Annotated in this window: 14 protein-coding genes; 6 read left to right on the top strand and 8 right to left on the bottom strand. The window is 72.4% G+C overall.

Annotated features, from left to right (window positions below; genetic code table 11):
- The first annotated feature begins 11 nt into the window (after positions 1–11).
- On the top strand, positions 12–1,316 hold the full coding sequence (locus ACQP17_RS16040) for a serine hydrolase domain-containing protein (protein WP_433856934.1): 1,305 nt from the start codon (positions 12–14) through the stop codon (positions 1,314–1,316).
- A 25-nt stretch (positions 1,317–1,341) separates the two neighbouring features.
- On the opposite strand, the gene ACQP17_RS16045 is transcribed toward ACQP17_RS16040, so the two are convergent.
- On the bottom strand, positions 1,342–3,048 hold the full coding sequence (locus tag ACQP17_RS16045; RefSeq protein ID WP_433856935.1) for a glycerol-3-phosphate dehydrogenase/oxidase: 1,707 nt from the start codon (positions 3,046–3,048) through the stop codon (positions 1,342–1,344).
- 219 nt (positions 3,049–3,267) lie between these two features.
- On the opposite strand from ACQP17_RS16045, the gene ACQP17_RS16050 reads away from it, so the two are divergent.
- Positions 3,268–4,515 carry a nucleotide sugar dehydrogenase gene (locus ACQP17_RS16050; RefSeq protein WP_433856936.1) on the top strand — a complete coding sequence of 416 codons (1,248 nt, stop codon included), beginning with the start codon at positions 3,268–3,270 and terminating at the stop codon, positions 4,513–4,515.
- Positions 4,516–5,039: 524 nt separating this feature from the next.
- On the opposite strand, the gene ACQP17_RS16055 is transcribed toward ACQP17_RS16050, so the two are convergent.
- The 4 genes from ACQP17_RS16055 to ACQP17_RS16070 form a co-directional block, all read right to left on the bottom strand.
- Positions 5,040–6,155, bottom strand: a complete 1,116-nt coding sequence (locus ACQP17_RS16055; RefSeq protein ID WP_249633899.1) for a GuaB3 family IMP dehydrogenase-related protein — start codon at positions 6,153–6,155, stop codon at positions 5,040–5,042.
- Positions 6,156–6,270: 115 nt separating this feature from the next.
- A complete protein-coding gene (gene guaB, locus ACQP17_RS16060) occupies positions 6,271–7,773 on the bottom strand; it encodes an IMP dehydrogenase (RefSeq protein WP_364885354.1) in 1,503 nt (500 codons plus the stop codon).
- Between the two features lie 139 nt (positions 7,774–7,912).
- Positions 7,913–8,488 carry a sigma-70 family RNA polymerase sigma factor gene (locus ACQP17_RS16065; protein ID WP_040899000.1) on the bottom strand — a complete coding sequence of 192 codons (576 nt, stop codon included), beginning with the start codon at positions 8,486–8,488 and terminating at the stop codon, positions 7,913–7,915.
- A 279-nt stretch (positions 8,489–8,767) separates the two neighbouring features.
- Positions 8,768–9,379 (bottom strand): response regulator transcription factor, encoded by a 612-nt coding sequence (locus ACQP17_RS16070; protein WP_003948568.1) that lies wholly within the window; start codon positions 9,377–9,379, stop codon positions 8,768–8,770.
- 380 nt (positions 9,380–9,759) lie between these two features.
- On the opposite strand from ACQP17_RS16070, the gene ACQP17_RS16075 reads away from it, so the two are divergent.
- A complete protein-coding gene (locus tag ACQP17_RS16075) occupies positions 9,760–10,092 on the top strand; it encodes a WhiB family transcriptional regulator (RefSeq protein WP_433856937.1) in 333 nt (110 codons plus the stop codon).
- Between the two features lie 469 nt (positions 10,093–10,561).
- Here ACQP17_RS16075 and ACQP17_RS16080 read toward each other — a convergent pair whose 3' ends face one another.
- Complete coding sequence (locus ACQP17_RS16080; protein ID WP_189101039.1) at positions 10,562–11,473, bottom strand: LysR family transcriptional regulator; 912 nt, start codon at positions 11,471–11,473, stop codon at positions 10,562–10,564.
- Positions 11,474–11,645: 172 nt separating this feature from the next.
- Here ACQP17_RS16080 and ACQP17_RS16085 point away from each other — a divergent pair, with 172 nt between their 5' ends.
- Both ACQP17_RS16085 and ACQP17_RS16090 read left to right on the top strand, forming a co-directional pair.
- Positions 11,646–12,311, top strand: a complete 666-nt coding sequence (locus ACQP17_RS16085) for an MOSC domain-containing protein (protein ID WP_433856938.1) — start codon at positions 11,646–11,648, stop codon at positions 12,309–12,311.
- 180 nt (positions 12,312–12,491) lie between these two features.
- Positions 12,492–13,265, top strand: coding sequence for an SDR family NAD(P)-dependent oxidoreductase (locus ACQP17_RS16090; RefSeq protein WP_433856939.1), 774 nt, complete (start codon positions 12,492–12,494; stop codon positions 13,263–13,265).
- Between the two features lie 143 nt (positions 13,266–13,408).
- On the opposite strand, the gene ACQP17_RS16095 is transcribed toward ACQP17_RS16090, so the two are convergent.
- A complete protein-coding gene (locus tag ACQP17_RS16095; RefSeq protein WP_433856940.1) occupies positions 13,409–15,352 on the bottom strand; it encodes a DUF2264 domain-containing protein in 1,944 nt (647 codons plus the stop codon).
- A 159-nt stretch (positions 15,353–15,511) separates the two neighbouring features.
- Here ACQP17_RS16095 and ACQP17_RS16100 point away from each other — a divergent pair, with 159 nt between their 5' ends.
- Positions 15,512–16,570, top strand: a complete 1,059-nt coding sequence (locus ACQP17_RS16100) for a hydroxyacid dehydrogenase (protein ID WP_433856941.1) — start codon at positions 15,512–15,514, stop codon at positions 16,568–16,570.
- Positions 16,571–17,065: 495 nt separating this feature from the next.
- On the opposite strand, the gene groL is transcribed toward ACQP17_RS16100, so the two are convergent.
- On the bottom strand, positions 17,066–18,691 hold the full coding sequence (gene groL, locus ACQP17_RS16105; RefSeq protein WP_189101158.1) for a chaperonin GroEL: 1,626 nt from the start codon (positions 18,689–18,691) through the stop codon (positions 17,066–17,068).
- Positions 18,692–18,740 lie beyond the last annotated feature (49 nt).

Below are 18,740 nucleotides of genomic sequence, written 5' to 3' on the forward strand. Positions count from 1 at the left end.
CGGGAGTCCCGATGACGATGCGCCCGCCGCGCCCGGCCCCGGCCGGTGACCTGCGCCCGGCCGGGCGCCGCCGCGCCGCGGTCCCCACGGGCGTGCTGGCCGCGCTGGCCCTGGCGGCCTGCACCGCCCGGCCCGTCCTTGCCCCCGCCCCGCCCGCGCACGTCGTCCACCGCTCGCCGGCGGCGGGAACGGCCCGGCCGGCCCCGCCCCGGCCGGCCGCCGACGGAGCGGGAACGGCCACGTCCGCACTGCGCCGTCTGGTCGACGACGGTGCGCCGGGCGCCGCCTCGCTCACCACCCGCGCCGGCGCCTCCTCCGCCGCGCGCTTCCGCGCGGCCGGGGTCGCCGATCTGCACAGCGGCCGCCGGATCGGGCGACAGGACCACTTCCGGGCCGGCTCCCTCACCAAGACCCTGGTCGCGACCGTGATCCTGCAACTCGTCGCCGAAGGCCGGCTGACCCTCCACGACAGCGCCGCCGCCCACCTCCCGCCGGGCCTGCCGACCAGGGGGAACGGCACGGGCAGCGATCTGCGGCGGGTGACGGTCCACCAGCTGCTGGACCACACGAGTGGTTTGTTCAACTACACCGCGGACCCCCGGCTGTCCCGGCAGCTGAGCGGCACGGGCTTCAGCCCCCACCGCTACGACAGCCACACCCCGGGCGAGCTGCTGCGGATCGCGCTGGACCATCCCCCGGTGGCCGCGCCGGGCGCCCGCTACGCCTACTCCAACACCAACTACCTCGTCCTCGGCCTGGTCATCGAGGCCGTCACCGGACACCCGTACGCCACCGAGATCCGCCGCCGCCTCCTCGTTCCCGCCGGTCTCGGCCACACCTCCTTCCCCGGCACCGACCCGGCGCTGCCCGAGCCGCACGGCCGGGGGTACTCCCGGATCGGCCACCGCCGCGTCGACGCCACCTCCCTGAACCCCAGCCGGGCCGGCGCGGCCGGCGAGATGGTCACCACCCTCGGCGATCTCAACCGCTTCTTCTCCGCGCTGCTCGGCGGGAAGTTCCTGGCGCCGCGCCAGATGGCCGAGATACGCAGCGAGAAGGGCACCGGCGGCGCCTACGGCCTCGGCCTGTACGCCACCGGGCTGCCCTGCGGCGTCACGGTCTGGGGCCACGACGGCGACATCAACGGCTCCTTCGCCCGGACCGCGGGCACCGCCGACGGCCGTCATGTCGTCAGCTACCGCATCAACACCGACCACCTGGCCGACCCGGCGCACGGCACCGACGTCCTGACCGCGGAGTTCTGCCCCCGGCGGCCCGGGGACCGGCCCGGCACCGGCCCGCCGTCCCGGCCGTAGGAGTCGCGACCGCAGGGCTCGCGGCCTACAGCGGCACGATGTCCGGCGCTCCCAGCCGCGCCGCATCCGCCGTCAGATCGTCCGGCTGGCGCTGCGATTCACGTTCCGCCTCGACCCGCTTGTGGTAGTGCGCGATCTCCTTCTCGACCTGGTCGCTGTCCCAGCCCAGCGCCGGGGCGATCAGCTCGGCCACCTCGCGGGCGCTGCGGGCGCCGCGGTCGAAGGTCTCGAAGGAGATCCGGGTGCGCCGGGTCAGCACGTCGTCGAGGTGCCGGGCGCCCTCGTGCGTGCAGGCGTAGACCGCCTCGGCCCGCAGGTAGTCGTCCGCGGCCGCCAGCGGTTCGCCCAGCGAGGGATCGGCCACCACCAGCTCCAGCAGCTCCTCGGCCAGCGAGCCGTAACGGTTCAACAGATGCTCGATGCGCGCCACGTGCAGCCCGGTGCGTGCCGCGATCCGGGCCCGCGCGTTCCACAGCGCCCGGTAGCCCTCCGCCCCGACCAGCGGCACGTCCTCGGTGACGCACTCCGCCACCCGCTGGTCGAGCGCGTGCACCGCCTCGTCCACCGCGTCCTTGGCCATCACCCGGTACGTCGTGTACTTGCCGCCCGCGACCACCACCAGGCCCGGCACCGGATGGGCGACGGTGTGCTCGCGCGACAGCTTGCTGGTGGCGTCCGACTCCCCGGCCAGCAGCGGACGCAGCCCGGCGTAGACACCCTCCACGTCGTCCCTGGTCAGCGGCGTCGCGAGCACCTCGTTGACATGCTCCAGCAGATAGTCGATGTCCGCGCTGGAGGCCGCCGGATGCGCCTTGTCGAGATCCCAGTCGGTGTCCGTGGTTCCCACGATCCAGTGCCGCCCCCACGGGATGACGAACAGCACGCTCTTCTCGGTCCGCAGGATCAGCCCGCTCGTCGAATGGATCCGGTCCTTCGGGACGACCAGGTGGATCCCCTTCGACGCGCGGACGTGGAACTGCCCGCGCTCCCCGATCAGCGCCTGGGTGTCGTCCGTCCACACCCCGGTGGAATTGACGATCTGCCGCGCCCGGATCTCGTACTCACCGCCGCCCTCGACGTCCTCCACCCGCGCGCCGACCACCCGCTCGCCCTCGCGCAGGAAGCCCACCACCCGCGCCCGGTTGGCGACCGCCGCCCCGTAGGACGCCGCGGTCCGCACCATCGTCGCCACGTAGCGCGCGTCGTCCATCTGGGCGTCGTAGTACTGCAACGCTCCGACCAGCGCACCCTTCTTCAGGCAGGGCGCGACCCGCAGGGCCCGCTTGTGCGAGAGGTGCCGGTGCACGGGCAGCCCGCGGCCGTGCCCCGACGAGACCGACATCGCGTCGTACAGCGCCACACCCGCACCCGCGTACCAGCGCTCCCAGCCCTTGTGCCGCAGCGGATAGAGAAACGGCACCGGCTTGACCAGATGCGGCGCCAGCCGCTCCAGCAGCAGCCCGCGTTCCTTCAGCGCCTCTCTGACCAGCGCGAAGTCCAGCATCTCCAGATACCGCAGACCGCCGTGGATGAGCTTGCTCGACCTGCTGGACGTGCCCGAGGCCCAGTCCCGCGCCTCGACGAGTCCGGTGGACAGGCCGCGGGTCGCCGCGTCCAGCGCGGTCCCCGCGCCGACGACTCCCCCGCCGACCACGAGGATGTCCAGCTCCCGCTCCGCCATTCGGGCGAGCGCCTCGGCCCGCTGCGCCGGTCCCAGTATCGCTGTCTGCACCGCTGCCTCCCGCTGTGATCGGGGCCACACCCCCCGGTCCGTCGATTCTGTCCGCGCTGCGTTCCGGTATCCACCCTCCGCTCACGACGGCAACACCCCGCCGGGCTTGATCCACCAATCCCTATTCTGGGTCAAATATCCGCTTAGTCTACTTATGCGCCATCCGCATACGTCATGCGCACACGTCATTCGCAGTCGCTCGGGAAGGACGGCCGCAGCATGCCCGCAGATCTCGCCGTCATCGGACTCGGTCACCTCGGCCTCCCCCTCGCCCAGGCCGCCACCACCGCCGGCATCACCACCCTCGGCTACGACCCCGACCCGCACTCCGCCGCCCTCTCGGGCGCCGACGGGCCGCTGTCCGCCACCGAACTCCGCCGCCTGCTCTCGGCCGGCTTCCGCACCACCACCGATCCCACCGCCCTCAGCCGGGTCCGCACGGCCGTCATCTGTGCGCCCACCCCCCTAGGCGAGGACCGCACCCTGGACCTGGGCGGCATCGCCGACGCCGCCCGCACCCTGGCCGCGCAGCTGCGGCCGCACACCACGGTGATCCTCGAATCCACCGCGTACCCCGGCACCACCGAGGAATTCCTGCGCCCCCTCCTGGAGGAGGGCTCCGGCCTCACCGCCGGACGCGACTTCCACCTCGCCTGCTCCCCCGGCCGCCACGACCCCGGCAACCGCACCCACCACTACGCCAACACCCCCAAGGTCATCGGCGGCCTCACCCCGGCCTGCACGGAGGCGGCCGCCGCCTTCTACAACCGCCTCACCGACAAGGTCGTCCGCGCCCGCGGCCTCCGCGAGGCCGAGACCACCAAGCTGCTGGAGGCCAACTACCGCCACCTCAACATCGCGCTGATGAACGAGATGGCGGTCTTCTGCCATGACATCGGCGTCGACCTGTGGGACGTCATCCGCTGCGCCGAGACCAAGCCGTTCGGCTTCCAGTCCTTCCGCCCCGGCCCCGGCGTGGGCGGCCACGCCGCCCCCATCGACCCCAACCACCTGGCCCACACGGGCGGTTCACCGGGCCACCCGCTCCGCATGGTGGAGCTCGCCCAGGAGGTGAACGCCCGGATGCCCCGCTACGTCATCCAGCGCTGCGCCACCCTCCTCAACCACCACGGCAAGTCCGCCCGCGGCGCCCGCGTCCTGCTGCTCGGCGTCACCTACAAGCCGGACATCGCCGACCTGACCGGCTCCCCGGCCCACGAGATCGCCTCCCGGCTGCGGGAACTGGGCGCGCACCTCACGTACCACGACCCGTACGTCCCCCGGTGGAACGTCCTGGACCGCCCCGTCCCCCGCGCCGACTCCCTCTACGAAGCGGCCGCCGCCGCGGACCTGACCGTCCTCCTCCAGGCCCACCGCACGTACGACCTCCAGGGCCTGTCCGTGAAGGCCCAGCTCCTCCTCGACACCAGGGGGGCCACCCCCGCCGGGGCGGCGCATCGGCTTTAGCGCCGGGCATCGGCGAACGTGTGTGACTGCGGCGCCGTTTCGCCCTTCGCCTTCGGCGGGGTGGGTTGGTTGGGCGGGGGCGCCTGTGCTGTGTGGTGGGTGCCGGTGGCGGTCCTCCGGGGCCTGTGTTGTGGACTGCTTCGCTTTACGTCCACAACACAAGCCCCTCCGGCCCACCCCCTCCCGTCCGGATCGGCACCCCCGCCCGGTGGGAGGAATGGTGAAAAACCAGAAGCTCGGCCGTGGCGTACTCCGGCCGAGCTTCTGGCTTTTGTCTTTGACACTCCCCCCACCGGGGTGGGGCCCCCACAACTACGGGAGGGGGCAGGGGCGGAGGGGTGTGTTGTCGGACGTAAAGCGAAGCAGTCCGACAACACACCCCGGAGCCCCTGCCACCGCCACCCCCACACAGCAACCGGGACCCCACCCCACAACCACCCCCGCTCCCGCCGAAGGCGGGAAAAACCCACGGAAGAACCACGGCGGGAAACCCGGCAACGTGGGAAGGCCCAGCTCAGCGCAGCTCAGCGCCGCGGCGCCACCGTGACCTCAACCCGCTGGAATTCCTTCAGCTCCGAGTACCCGGTCGTCGCCATCGCCCGTCGCAGCGCGCCGAAGAAGTTCATCGAGCCGTCGGGAACCGTCGACGGCCCGAGCAGCACCTCCTCGGTGGTGCCGACCGCCCCGAGGTCCATCCGCTTGCCGCGCGGCACGTCCTCGTGCACGGCTTCCATGCCCCAGTGGTGGCCGCGGCCGGGCGCATCCGTGGCGCGGGCCAGCGGGGAGCCCATCATCACGGCGTCGGCGCCGCAGGCGATCGCCTTGGGGAGGTCGCCGGACCAGCCCACGCCGCCGTCGGCGATGACGTGGACGTAGCGGCCGCCGGACTCGTCCATGTAGTCACGGCGAGCGGCCGCGACATCCGCGACGGCGGTCGCCATCGGGACCTGGATGCCCAGGACGTTACGGGTGGTGTGCGCCGCGCCGCCGCCGAAGCCGACCAGCACACCGGCCGCGCCGGTCCGCATCAGGTGCAGCGCCGCGGTGTAGGTGGCGCAGCCGCCGACGATGACCGGGACGTCCAGCTCGTAGATGAACTGCTTGAGGTTCAGCGGCTCGGCCGCGGAGGAGACGTGCTCGGCGGAGACCGTCGTGCCGCGGATGACGAAGATGTCGACGCCGGCGTCCACGACGGCCTTGGAGAACTGGGCCGTGCGCTGCGGGGAGAGGGCCGCGGCGGTCACCACGCCCGCGTCCCGCACCTCCTTGATGCGCTGGCCGATCAGCTCTTCCCTGATCGGCGCGGCGTAGATCTCCTGGAGCCGCTTGGTGGCCGTGGGGCCGTCCAGCTCCGCGATCTCGGCGAGCAGCGGCTCCGGGTCCTCGTACCGGGTCCACAGGCCTTCGAGGTTGAGGACGCCCAGGCCGCCCAGCTCGCCGATGCGGATGGCGGTCTGCGGCGAGACCACGGAGTCCATGGGAGCGGCCAGGAAGGGCAGCTCGAAGCGGTAGGCGTCGATCTGCCAGGCGATCGAGACCTCCTTCGGGTCGCGGGTGCGGCGACTCGGTACGACGGCGATGTCGTCGAATGCGTATGCCCGGCGGCCGCGCTTGCCGCGCCCGATCTCGATCTCAGTCACGTGTGTGGCCTTTCCCTCTACGTCTGCCGTACCAGTATCCCCGACACGCCGAAGCCCGCGGCCGGGGTGCGGCCACGGGCTTGTGCACGCGTACGGACGGTGCCGTACGCGCAGGTCAGCGCCGAGTGTAGTTCGGAGCCTCGGTGGTCATCTGGATGTCGTGCGGGTGGCTCTCCTTGAGACCCGCGGAGGTGATGCGCACGAAGTGGCCCTTCTCCTTGAGCTCGGAGATGTCGGCGGAGCCGACGTAGCCCATGGAGGCCCGCAGACCGCCGACGAGCTGGTGGGCGACCGAGGAGAGCGGGCCGCGGTAGGGCACCTGGCCCTCGATGCCCTCGGGGACCAGCTTGTCCTCGGACAGCACGTTGTCCTGGAAGTAGCGGTCCTTGGAGAAGGAGCGGGCCTGGCCGCGGGACTGCATCGCGCCCAGCGAGCCCATGCCGCGGTAGGACTTGAACTGCTTGCCGTTGATGAAGACCATCTCGCCGGGCGACTCCTCGCAGCCGGCCAGCAGTGAGCCCAGCATGACGGTGTCCGCGCCGGCCGCGATGGCCTTGGCGATGTCACCGGAGAACTGGAGGCCGCCGTCACCGATCAGCGGTACGCCCGCGGCGTGCGCGGCCCGCGCCGCCTCGTAGATCGCGGTGACCTGCGGGACGCCGACGCCGGCGACGACGCGGGTGGTACAGATCGAGCCGGGGCCTACCCCGACCTTGATGCCGTCGGCGCCCGCGTCGATCAGCGCCTGCGCGCCGTCGCGGGTGGCGACGTTGCCGCCGACGACATCGACGCTGATGTTGGACTTGACCTTGGCGATCATGTCGAGGATGCCGCGGCTGTGGCCGTGCGCACTGTCGATGACGAGGAAGTCGGCACCGGCCTCGACCAGCGCCTGCGCCCGCTCGTACGCCTCGCCGCCGACACCCACCGCGGCACCGACGACCAGCCGGCCCTCGGCGTCCTTGGCCGCGTTCGGGTACTTCTCGGCCTTGACGAAGTCCTTGACCGTGATCAGGCCCTTGAGCACGCCCGCGTCGTCGACCAGCGGCAGCTTCTCGATCTTGTGGCGGCGCAGCAGCTCGATGGCGTCCTCGCCGGAGATGCCGACCTTGCCGGTGACCAGCGGCATCGGCGTCATGACCTCGCGGACCTGACGGCTGCGGTCCATCTCGAAGGCCATGTCACGGTTGGTGACGATGCCCAGCAGCTTGCCCGCGGCGTCGGTGACCGGCACCCCGCTGATGCGGAACTTGGCACACAGCGCGTCGGCCTCGGCCAGCTCGGCGTCCGGACGGACCGTGATCGGGTCGGTGACCATGCCGGACTCGGAGCGCTTGACCAGGTCGACCTGGTTGGCCTGGTCCTCGATGGACAGGTTGCGGTGGAGTACGCCCGCGCCGCCCTGCCGTGCCATGGCGATGGCCATGCGCGCCTCGGTCACCTTGTCCATCGCCGCCGACAGCAGCGGGATGTTCACCGTGACATTGCGCGAGACCCGGGACGCGGTGCTCACCGCGTTCGGCAGCACCTCCGACGCACCCGGCAGCAGCAGCACGTCGTCGTATGTCAGCCCGAGCATGGCGAATTTGGCGGGCATACCGTCGACGTTGTCACTCATGACACCTTCCCCAATGCTCTTGCCTCAGCGCGGACTCCCATGCTAACGGCCTAAGGAAGTGTCCCAATCCACGAGCGATGAGGGCCTCGTCACTTGTGTATTTCTACGGCGAATCCACGCCGCGCGGACCGGGAATCTGCTACTGCTCGGCGAGCGCCCGCAGCCTGCTCAGCGCACGGTGCTGGGCGACCCGGACGGCGCCGGGCGACATCCCCAGCATCTGCCCGGTCTCCTCCGCCGTCAGCCCGACGGCGACCCGCAGCAGGACCAGCTCCCGCTGGTTCTCCGGAAGGTTCGCCAGCAGCTTCTTGGCCCACTCCGCGTCGCTGCTCAGCAGCGCCCGCTCCTCGGGACCGAGGGAATCGTCCGGCTGCTCCGGCATCTCGTCGGACGGCACGGCCGTGCTGCCCGGGTGCCGCATCGCCGCCCGCTGCAGATCGGCGACCTTGTGGCCGGCGATGGCGAAGACGAACGCCTCGAAGGGCTTGCCGGTGTCGCGGTAGCGCGGCAGCGCACAGAGCACCGCGACACACACTTCCTGTGCCAGATCCTCGACGAAGTGCCGGGCGTCACCCGGCAGCCGCGACAGCCGGGTGCGGCAGTAGCGCAGGGCGAGGGGGTGCACATGGGCCAGCAGGTCGTGGGTGGCCCGCTGGTCGCCCTCGACTGCGCGGGCGACGAGATCGCCGATTTCCTGCTTCCCGTCCTCACGCATCGGACCATGGTGCCTTGGCGCCGCACGATCCGCGGCATCAGGTCCGTACTTGTGCACTGAAGCGTTATGCGCGGCAGGTGCGCCGGCTGTCATGTCCTGCGCCCTCCCCTCGTGCCCGACCGACCCGTCCCCGAGGAACTCCATACCTCAAGGATGCGGCACCGCGCGGCGAATCGGACCGCCGGCGGACGCGGCGGCCTGCGGGGCACCCTGCCACCCCGCCCGCCGCAGGGCGGGCGGGGATCTTCACTCCCCCGCATCGCTGCACGTCATAACGCCTTAGCGGACCAGTCCCCAGCGGAAGCCCAGGGCCACCGCATGTGCGCGGTCCGAGGCGCCGAGCTTCTTGAAGAGGCGCCGGGCATGCGTCTTGACGGTGTCCTCGGAGAGGAACAGCTCACGGCCGATCTCGGCGTTGGAGCGGCCGTGACTCATGCCCTCCAGCACCTGGATCTCCCGCGCGGTGAGCGTCGGTGCGGCGCCCATCTCGGCGGAGCGCAGCCGCCGCGGGGCGAGCCGCCACGTCGGGTCGGCCAGCGCCTGGGTCACCGTCGCCCGCAGTTCGGCGCGCGAGGCGTCCTTGTGCAGATAGCCGCGGGCACCGGCGGCGACCGCGAGCGCGACCCCGTCCAGATCCTCGGCCACCGTGAGCATGATGATCCGGGCGCCGGGATCGGCGGACAGCAGCCGGCGCACGGTCTCGACACCGCCGAGACCGGGCATCCGTACGTCCATCAAAATAAGGTCCGAGCGATCGGCGCCCCAGCGGCGGAGGACTTCCTCGCCGTTGGCCGCGGTCGTCACGCGCTCGACGCCGGGCACGGTCGCAACCGCCCGACGGAGCGCCTCTCGGGCAAGCGGGGAGTCGTCGCAGACGAGGACGGATGTCATGACCGTCCTCCGCAGCTGATGCGCGTCACCTTGAGCCTCCAGGCTGGTACGTATCGTCACCTGTTGCGATTGACGGCCTCGGACACCTGCCCTACGGCTACCTCTGCCAATCGCCTCCGCACACTCAACGACGGTCACTCGAAAGAGTTACGGCTTCGGCGACCGAGTTCAGCACGCTCCGTAAGGAGCCGGATACGCAGACGACTCAATGGGCGACCGGCATCCGCGCGTGCACCATATGCCCTATTTAGCTCTCTTTCTTCCATTTTCGTGGTGACTGTGGCTAGATTCGCAATGAGTCATATTTACATCTACTTCGACAGTAGATGTACCGTCGTGAGCACCGAGCCCGCACCAGCATCGCTTCGAGGGGACACGCAATGGCAGATTTCTCCCGCCTCCCGGGCCCGAACGCCGACCTGTGGGACTGGCAGCTGCTGGCCGCCTGCCGTGGCGTGGACAGCTCCCTCTTCTTCCATCCGGAGGGTGAGCGCGGAGCGGCCCGCAGTGCGCGTGAGACATCGGCGAAGGAAGTCTGTATGCGCTGCCCGGTACGGGCCGAGTGCGCGGCGCATGCACTGGCCGTCCGTGAGCCCTACGGGGTCTGGGGCGGCCTGACGGAGGACGAACGCGAGGAGCTCATGGGCCGGGCCCGCCACCGGCTGATCCCCGCGTCCTCCATGACCGGCCACGCGAGCACCCCGGGCGCCTGACCCACGCGGAGCGGATCGCCCCTGAAGAAACGTTCCTGCAAGAGCTGTGCGTCTGCGGGCTCGGGTGGGGGCTTTGCGGCGGGGGAGGGATGGGGGTGGTGGTGCGGCTGGGCGCGGGTGCGTCGGGTGCGTTGGGTGCGTTGGGTGCGTTGGGTGCAGTGACGATGCGGGACGAGTTCGGGTGTGGCTGGGTGCGGGTGTGGCCAGGTGCGGGTGTGGTTGTGGCCAGGTGCGGGTGTGGTGGTGTAACTCAGCGCGGGCGGGTGCGGTGACGAGGCGGGCGGGCGCGGATGCGGTCGGGTGCGGGGGTGGCCGGGCGCGTGCGGCCGGGCGCCTTGACCGAGGTGGGGCGGGGGGGCGGGTGCGGGTGTAGCAGGGCGGGTGCGGTGACGCGGGCCGGGTGGGTGGTGTCGGGGTGCCGGAATCTCGGCGGAGGGCGGTGCGGGGACGGCCCGGTGCGCGGGTTCGCTCAGCGGCCCGCGGCGTCCGCCAGCTGGTCGAGCGTGGCCTCGACGGCGGGGACGTGTGCCAGATCCGGCAGGGTGAGCGCGACGATCTCACGGTGGACGGCGGGCTCCATCCGTACGGCCGTGGCCCCCTTGAGGCGTACCGATGTCAGGGTCAGCTCGGGCAGCGCGGCGACCCCCAGGCCGACGCCGACCAGGCCGATCACCGCGGGGTAGTCGTCCGTCGCGAAGTCGATGCGCGGGGTGAAGCCGGCGCTCTCGCAGACCTCCACGAGATGCCGGCGGCAGCGCGGACAGCCCGCGATCCAGGGCTCGTCGGCCAGCTCGGAGAAGTGCGCGCTCTTCGCCGTCGCCAGCCGGTGCCCGTCCGGCACCAGGCCCACCAGCCGGTCCGCCAGGATCGGCCGCACCACCAGGTCGTCCCACTCGGCGGCGGCCGCCGGGTCCGCTCCGCGCACTTCCGGATAGCGGAAGGCGAGCGCGATCTCGCAGTCGCCGTTGCGCAGCATCTCGATCGAGCGCGGGGGCTCGGCCTCGACCAGCGAGACCCGGGTGCCCGGGTGGGCCGCGCGCATGGCCGCCAGAGCGGTCGGGACCAGCGTCGAGCTGCCGGAGGGGAAGGACACCAGCCGCACCCGTCCGGCGCGCAGGCCCGCGATGGCCGCGATCTCCTCCTCGGCGGCGGTGAGCCCGGCGAGGATGCCGACGGCGTGCCGCACGAGTGACTCGCCCGCCTGGGTCAGCCGCATCTCCCGGCCCGTACGGACCAGCAGCGGGGTGCCGGCGGACTGTTCCAGCGCCTTCATCTGCTGGCTGACGGCCGGTTGGGTACAGCCCAGTTCGCGCGCGGCGGCGGAGAACGAACCGGTCCGGGCGACCGCACGCAGCACACGGAGATGACGGGCCTCGATCATGCCCCAAGCATAAGCGGGTCTTGGGTTGATCGGGAAAAAGTGTGCCGATGCTTTTGGGCGGACGCGCGATACGTGGCGCCGGCCCGCTTCGCCGCTCCATGACGGGCGGCGAACGGGGAAGATGCTGAGGAGGCCCTCGGGGGCCACGTCGAGCGAGCAATCGGAGCGCCACATGAAGCTGCTGACCGTGAACGTGGGGCGGCCCGCACCGTCCGGGCACACCGACGCGGTGGGTGGCACGGGTATCGACAAGCGACCCGTGGACGGACCGGTGGCGGTGACCGCCCCGGGACCCAAGGGCACCGGCGGCAGCGGGCTGGCCGGTGACGCGGTGGTCGATCTGCGCCATCACGGCGGCGACGACCAAGCGGTTTACGCCTATTCCCGGGAGGATCTGGACGACTGGGAGCGGGAGCTGGGCCGCGAGCTGGCCAACGGGTCGTTCGGCGAGAACCTCACGACGGCAGGGGTGGAACTCACCGGCGCGCTGATCGGCGACCGCTGGCGGGTGGGCCCGCGGCTGCTGCTGGAGGTGAGCTGTCCGCGCATTCCCTGCCGGACGTTCCAGGGGTGGCTGGGCGAGCACGGCTGGCTGAAGCGGTTCACCCAGGCCTCGGTGCCCGGCGCCTATCTGCGGGTGATCGAGCCGGGCGAGATCAGCGCCGGGGACGCCGTCGAGCTGGTGCACCGCCCGGCGCACGAGGTGACCATCCAGCTGATGTTCCAGGCCCTGACCCTCCGTCGGGAGCTGCTGCCGCGGCTGCTGGAGGCGGGTGAGGCGCTCCCGGCGGAGGCGCGGCGACGGGTGCTGGCGTACGAGGAGCGAAGGAAAGCCTGAGTCCCGGGGCCGGACGGCCGGCCCGGGTGGTGCGGGGTGCCCGGGCGGCAAGGCCCCCGCGGGCGGCGGACGGTGGGCTTCCGGCCGGGGCGGCGGACGGCGGCGCGGCGCTCGGAGGGGGTGGCCGCGTCGGTGGGGTTGGGGCTCGGGCCCCGCGGCCGGTGCGGATAGCGTGCCCGTATGACGACTGCACTGATCACAGGAGCCACGGCGGGCATCGGGGCGGCGTTCGCCCGACGGCTCGCGAGCGACGGCCACAGCGTGGTGCTGGTGGCCCGGGACGAGAAGCGACTGCACGAGCAGGCCACCGAGTTGCACGACCGGCACGGCATCGAGGCGGAGGTGCTGAGCGCCGACCTGGCCACCGAGGACGGCATCGCCGCCGTCGAGGCGCGGCTCTCGGACACCAGGCACCCGGTGGATCTGCTGGTGAACAACGCCGGGTTCGGCAACAAGGGCGAGTACCTCGAAGTCCCGATGGCCGACGAGCTGACGATGCTGAAGGTGCACTGCGAGGCCGTACTGCGGCTGACCACGGCCGGGGTGCGCGGGATGCGGGACCGCCGGCGCGGCGCGGTGGTCAACGTGGCGTCGGTGGCGGCGTTCGTGCCGCGCGGCACCTACGGCGCGAGCAAGGCGTGGGTCGTGCAGTTCACCCAGGGCGCCGCGCGGGATCTGGCGGGCAGCGGGGTGCGGCTGATGGCGCTGTGCCCCGGGTTCGTCCGGACCGAGTTCCACCAGCGGGCCGGGATGGGGACGGACAACATCCCCGGCTGGATGTGGCTGGACGCGGACAAGCTCGTCGACGCCGCGATGAAGGACCTGACACGGGGCAAGTCGCTGTCCATTCCGGACCCCCGCTACAAGGCACTGATGGGCGCGGTGAAGCTGGCGCCCCGTGGCGTGCTGGGCGGGGTCACCTCCCGTACGGGCCGGAAGTTCGGGCCGCGCTGACGCACGGTCGCCTTCCGCGCCGGCGGACGCGGCGCCGTGGGGGCGCGCCGACCGGAAGCACGGGGGTGCGGGGAGCCGTGACGACACGGAGCGGTGACGGCGGGCGGTGAGGGCCCGGTTCCGGAGCCCGGGGGCGGTTCGCCTCATGGCCGGGACACCTGCCCTGACACCCCGTCATCCTCCGTGTCCGGCGGGGGCAGGTCGAGGCGGGTGCGGGTGCCGTCCTGCCAGGTGACCTCCATGCCGTGCCGGGTGAGGCGGACGGTCGCCAGGGTGTGGACGGGGGCCGGGTCAGGGTCGGCGGTCAGCGACGCCAGGGCCGCGAAGAGGGTGCCCCCGGGACCGGCGGTGACGGTGCCCTCCACGGCGAGGGTCGCGGTACGGGGACCGATGAGGGTGCTTCCCGTAGGGGTGCGGCGGGCCGGGGTGTCGTAGCCGTGGACGGGGTGGAGCTGGGCGGTGGGGCCGTCGGGGGTGGTGGCCCAGCCGGTCTGGCGGACGCGGGTGCCGGGGGCGGCGCCGGTGACCCGGTGGACGCGGAGTTCGGCGCGGCCGTGGACGAGGGTGGCGGACAGGATCCGGATGCCGGCGAGTTCGGTGCCGTCGGGGGCGCGCGGGGTGTGGACGGAGGAGGCCCGATCGGGGCCGGTGGCCTGCGGGACGGCGGGGCCGCGGGTGGTGGGGCGGCCGTCGAGCAGCAGGGCGAGGTGGTTGTCGGGCAGGGCCGGGTCGTCGTCGGTGGGCGCCGTGGGCCCGGTGCGGGTGGAGTAGGCGAAGCGGGCGTAATAGGGGTCGGGGGTGGTGCGGACGGAGTTGCTGCCGTGGTTGTGGAGGCGGACCAGTCCGTCGGAGGCGGTGGACTGGAGCAGCAGGCCCGTGGTGCCGAAGGGCCCGGCGGCGTCGGCGGTTTCGGCGGGCAGCGCCTCCTCGGGGGCGGTCCAGGCGGGATGGCCGGCGGGCAGCAGCAGGCCGAGGAAGCCCTTGGCCGCCCAGTACGGCGACGCCGGGCCGGAGTAGCTCTGGAGCATCGGCGCGTACGGCCCGTACCAGCCGAGGGGTAGCAGGCCGTCCGGGGTGAGGGCGCCGCGGTCGAGGAAGTGGCGCACGGCACCGGAGGCGAGACGGCGGGTGGCACCGGGGGTGAGCGGCGTGTGGCCGGTGAGGGCGCCCAGCCACGGGGCGGCTGCGGCGGCGAAGCGGTAGGTGAGGGAGCGGCCGAAGGGCAGAGGCGCGCCGTTGGCGTCGAAGAGGCGGGTGCTGGCGTCCAGTTGGGCGCGCAGCCGGGGGCCGTACGTCGCCAGCAGGGTCCGGTCGGCCGCCAGATGGGCGTGCAGGACCGGGTAGAAGTGCAGCGCCCAGCCGTTGTAGTGGTCGAAGGCGCGGTTGTCGCCGTCCGCGTACCAGCCGTCGCCCCGGTACCAGTCCTCGATGCGGGTCAGCGCACGGTCGATGGCCGCCCCGGAACGGTCGGTCTCGATGCCCGTCTCGCGCAGGAAACCGCCGACGGTCAGACCGAAGAGCCACCAGTTGTTGTCGACGGGGGACGGGCCCAGGGCCGGCAGCAGCCACTCGGCGACGCGGGTGCGGACGCGCTCGTCGAGGGTGTCCCACAGCCATCGCCGGGTCAGGCGCAGCCCGAGGGCGAGCGAGGCGGCCTCGACGCGGGCCTGGCGCACGGTCTCGATGCGGGGCCAGGACTCCGGGTCGGCGGGGGTGGGTTCGCGGGCGGCACCGGACCTGCGGGTGCCCGCGGCGAGCCCCTCGGCGTAACGGGGGAGGTGGCCGTGTGGATCGTGTCCGTTGTCGCCGGCCACCCGGAGCGCGGCGAGCAGGAACGTACGGGCGAAGCCTTCGAGGCCGTCCGAGCGGGGGCCGGAGGAACTGGGGCGGGCCCCGGGGAGCACGATCAGGCCGTGTTGCGGGGAGGCATGGCGGGCGGTGGCCCGCAGCAGGGCATCGGCCGTCACCTCCCAATGGGCCCGGGTCCAGCCGGTGTACGGGCTGCGGCGGCGGTCCTCGGGCGGCAGCGCCCAGGGCGGATGCCCCGGAGAAGGCCGATGGCGGCCCGCACTCCCCCATGTCCTCACGTCTCCGCCCCCTTTCCGTACCGGTCCGCTCCCCGCCGTCCGCCCCCGGCGCCCTCGCACCGACGGCTCCGCGGCGACACACTGAGGTGCCGCTCCCCCCGACGGTGGCGGCAGGTGACGCGCACTGACGGGCGACCGCGAAGGAGCACGTTCCTCACTATGCACCCGACCCCTGACCACCCCGCCAGGCCTGTGGATAACCCTCCCGCCCGGCCCGCCGTGCTGCTGTCGATGGAGCCCGGCATCGCCGGCCGGCTGCTCGACACCCGCCATCGCACCCGCCTGACGGCCCTGGCCCGTACCGACCCGCACCTCGTCGCCCACGACCTGACCGCCCCCTCCCCCGCGGTCGCCGCCGCCCTCGCCGAGGCCGAGGTCCTCCTCACCGGTTGGGGTGCCCCACCGCTCACCGGCGCCGTCCTGGCCGCGGCGCCCGGGCTACGCGCCGTCATCCACGCCGCCGGCTCGGTACGGCATCACCTCACCGACGCCTGCTGGGAGCGCGGCATCGCCGTCAGCTCGGCCGCCGCCGCCAACGCGCTCCCGGTCGCCGAGTACACGCTCGCCGCGATCCTCTTCGCCAACAAGCGCGTGCTGCACGCCGCCCACCGCTACCGGGACCTGCGCGCACCGCATGACTGGGCCGACGCACTCGACGGCGCCGGCAACCACCACCGCACCATCGGCATCATCGGTGCCTCCCGCATCGGCCGCCGCGTCATCGAACTGCTGCGCCCGTTCGACCTGCGGGTGCTGCTTTACGACCCGTACGTGGACGCGGACGAAGCCGCCCGGCTCGCCGTGACGCCGGTCCCCCTCGACGCGCTCTGCGCCGGCAGCGACCTCGTCACCGTGCACGCCCCGCAACTGCCCGCCACCCGCCATCTGCTCGGCGCCCCCGAACTGGCCCTGATGCCCGACGGCGCCACCCTGATCAACACCGCCCGCGGCTCCCTGGTCGACCCGGACGCGCTGCTCCCCGAGCTGGTCAGCGGCCGTCTGCACGCCGTCCTCGACGTCACCGAACCCGAACTCCCGCCGCCCGGCTCGCCGTTGTGGGACCTCCCGAACGTCCTGCTGACGCCCCACGTGGCGGGGTCCCTGGGCACCGAACTCCACCGCCTGGCCGACCACGCCCTCGACGAACTCGAACGGTACGCACACGGCCGCCCCTTCAGCGCCCCCGTACGACTGGAGCATCTGCACCGCTCGGCATAGCGCGCCGGTCCGGGGTCCAGCAGGCGCGCACGGGCGGGGTGCCCGGGAGCCCGGCAAGCGCGCACGGGCGGGGCGGGCCTCGCCCCCCGCGCCCCCGCATGGCCGCACGGCCGCGCGGCCGCACACGGGGCTCCCCTCCATTCCAGTCCCGCCCACCCCCCGAAGGGGGGTGGGCGGCGGGGAAACAACACACCAGGGGATGGGCGGCGCGGAAACAACACACCAGGGGACGAGTTACGGAAGCCACCGCCCCGGGGCCCCTGGCGTCCGAGGCCGCCCCGGGGATCCCGAAACCCGAGCTCACCCCGGAGCCCTGGAAGCCCCAAACCCGGGAACCCAGAAAGCCCCCGAGAGCCCCCCGTAAAACCCCTCCCCGCCCCGCCCCTCCCCTCCCCAAAAACCCCGAAGACCCGGCCCCCGCCGAAGCGGAAGCCGGGTCTTCGGAAGACGGTCCACGGCGGGCCCGCAGGCCTGCCGTCACCGTGTCAGCTCACGTCAGTGCGCGTGGCCGTGGCCGTGGCCGGCCTCGGCCGCGTCGTCCTCGGCGGGCTTCTCGACGACCAGGGTCTCGGTCGTCAGCAGCAGCGACGCGATGGACGCGGCGTTCTCCAGGGCGGAGCGGGTGACCTTGACCGGGTCGATGACGCCGGCCTTGACCAGGTCGCCGTACTCACCGGTGGCGGCGTTGAAGCCGTTGCCCTTGTCCTGCTCGGCGACCTTCGAGGTGATGACGTAGCCCTCGAGGCCCGCGTTCTCCGCGATCCAGCGCAGCGGCTCGACGACGGCGCGGCGGACGACGGCGACACCGGTGGCCTCGTCGCCCTCCTTGCCGAGGGAGCCCTCCAGCACCTTGGCGGCGTGGACCAGAGCGGAGCCACCACCGGAGACGATGCCCTCTTCGACCGCGGCGCGGGTCGCGGAGATGGCGTCCTCCAGACGGTGCTTCTTCTCCTTGAGCTCGACCTCGGTGGCCGCACCCACGCGGATGACGCAGACGCCACCGGCGAGCTTGGCGAGGCGCTCCTGGAGCTTCTCGCGGTCCCAGTCCGAGTCGGTGCTCTCGATCTCGGCCTTGATCTGCGCGACGCGACCGGTGACGTCCTCGGACTTGCCGCCACCGTCGACGATGGTGGTGTCGTCCTTGGTGACGGTCACGCGGCGGGCGGTGCCCAGCACGTCCAGACCGGCCTGGTCGAGCTTGAGGCCGACCTCCTCGGCGATGACGGTGGCACCGGTGAGGGTGGCGATGTCGCCGAGCATGGCCTTGCGGCGGTCACCGAAGCCGGGGGCCTTGACGGCCACGGCGTTGAAGGTGCCACGGATCTTGTTGACGACCAGGGTCGACAGGGCCTCGCCCTCGACGTCCTCGGCGATGATCAGCAGCGGCTTCGAGGCGCCGGCCTGGATGACCTTCTCCAGCAGCGGCAGCAGGTCCTGGATCGAGGCGATCTTGCCCTGGTGGATCAGGATGTACGGGTCCTCGAGGACGGCCTCCATACGCTCCTGGTCGGTGACCATGTACGGCGAGAGGTAGCCCTTGTCGAAGGCCATGCCCTCGGTGAAGTCGAGCTCCAGGCCGAAGGTGTTGGACTCCTCGACGGTGATGACACCGTCCTTGCCGACCTTGTCCATCGCCTCGGCGATCAGCTCGCCGACCTGCTTGTCCTGGGCGGACAGGCCGGCCACGGCGGCGATGTCGGACTTGTCGTCGATCGGGCGCGCGGTCGCGAGGAGCTCGTCGGACACGGCCTTGACGGCGGCGTCGATGCCCTTCTTGAGCGCGGCCGGGGAGGCACCCGCGGCGACGTTGCGCAGACCCTCGCGGACCAGCGCCTGGGCCAGCACGGTGGCGGTGGTGGTGCCGTCACCCGCGATGTCGTTGGTCTTGGTCGCGACCTCCTTGACGAGCTGCGCGCCAAGGTTCTCGTACGGGTCGTCGATCTCGACCTCACGGGCGATGGTGACACCGTCGTTGGTGATGGTCGGGGCGCCGAACTTCTTGTCGATGACGACGTTGCGGCCCTTGGGGCCGATCGTCACCTTGACGGTGTCGGCAAGCTTGTTGACGCCGCGCTCAAGGGCGCGACGGGCGTCCTCGTCGAACTTCAGGATCTTCGCCATGGGTTGCTTCAAGTCCTCTCATTGCGATCCTCGGCCACGCAGTGGGGAC

Source organism: Streptomyces kronopolitis (genome assembly GCF_050953795.1).
Classification (GTDB): Bacteria; Actinomycetota; Actinomycetes; order Streptomycetales; family Streptomycetaceae; genus Streptomyces; species Streptomyces kronopolitis_A.

Excerpts from the sequence above, each read along its gene's own strand:
- ACQP17_RS16070 (WP_003948568.1), bottom strand. The coding sequence starts at position 9,379 with ATGACATCCGTCCTCGTCTGCGACGACTCCCCGCTTGCCCGAGAGGCG.
- ACQP17_RS16065 (WP_040899000.1), bottom strand. The coding sequence starts at position 8,488 with ATGCGTGAGGACGGGAAGCAGGAAATCGGCGATCTCGTCGCCCGCGCA.
- ACQP17_RS16090 (WP_433856939.1), top strand. The coding sequence starts at position 12,492 with ATGACGACTGCACTGATCACAGGAGCCACGGCGGGCATCGGGGCGGCG.
- ACQP17_RS16040 (WP_433856934.1), top strand. The coding sequence starts at position 12 with ATGACGATGCGCCCGCCGCGCCCGGCCCCGGCCGGTGACCTGCGCCCG.
- ACQP17_RS16080 (WP_189101039.1), bottom strand. The coding sequence starts at position 11,473 with ATGATCGAGGCCCGTCATCTCCGTGTGCTGCGTGCGGTCGCCCGGACC.
- ACQP17_RS16100 (WP_433856941.1), top strand. The coding sequence starts at position 15,512 with ATGCACCCGACCCCTGACCACCCCGCCAGGCCTGTGGATAACCCTCCC.
- guaB (WP_364885354.1), bottom strand. The coding sequence starts at position 7,773 with ATGAGTGACAACGTCGACGGTATGCCCGCCAAATTCGCCATGCTCGGG.
- ACQP17_RS16085 (WP_433856938.1), top strand. The coding sequence starts at position 11,646 with ATGAAGCTGCTGACCGTGAACGTGGGGCGGCCCGCACCGTCCGGGCAC.
- groL (WP_189101158.1), bottom strand. The coding sequence starts at position 18,691 with ATGGCGAAGATCCTGAAGTTCGACGAGGACGCCCGTCGCGCCCTTGAG.
- ACQP17_RS16075 (WP_433856937.1), top strand. The coding sequence starts at position 9,760 with ATGGCAGATTTCTCCCGCCTCCCGGGCCCGAACGCCGACCTGTGGGAC.
- ACQP17_RS16050 (WP_433856936.1), top strand. The coding sequence starts at position 3,268 with ATGCCCGCAGATCTCGCCGTCATCGGACTCGGTCACCTCGGCCTCCCC.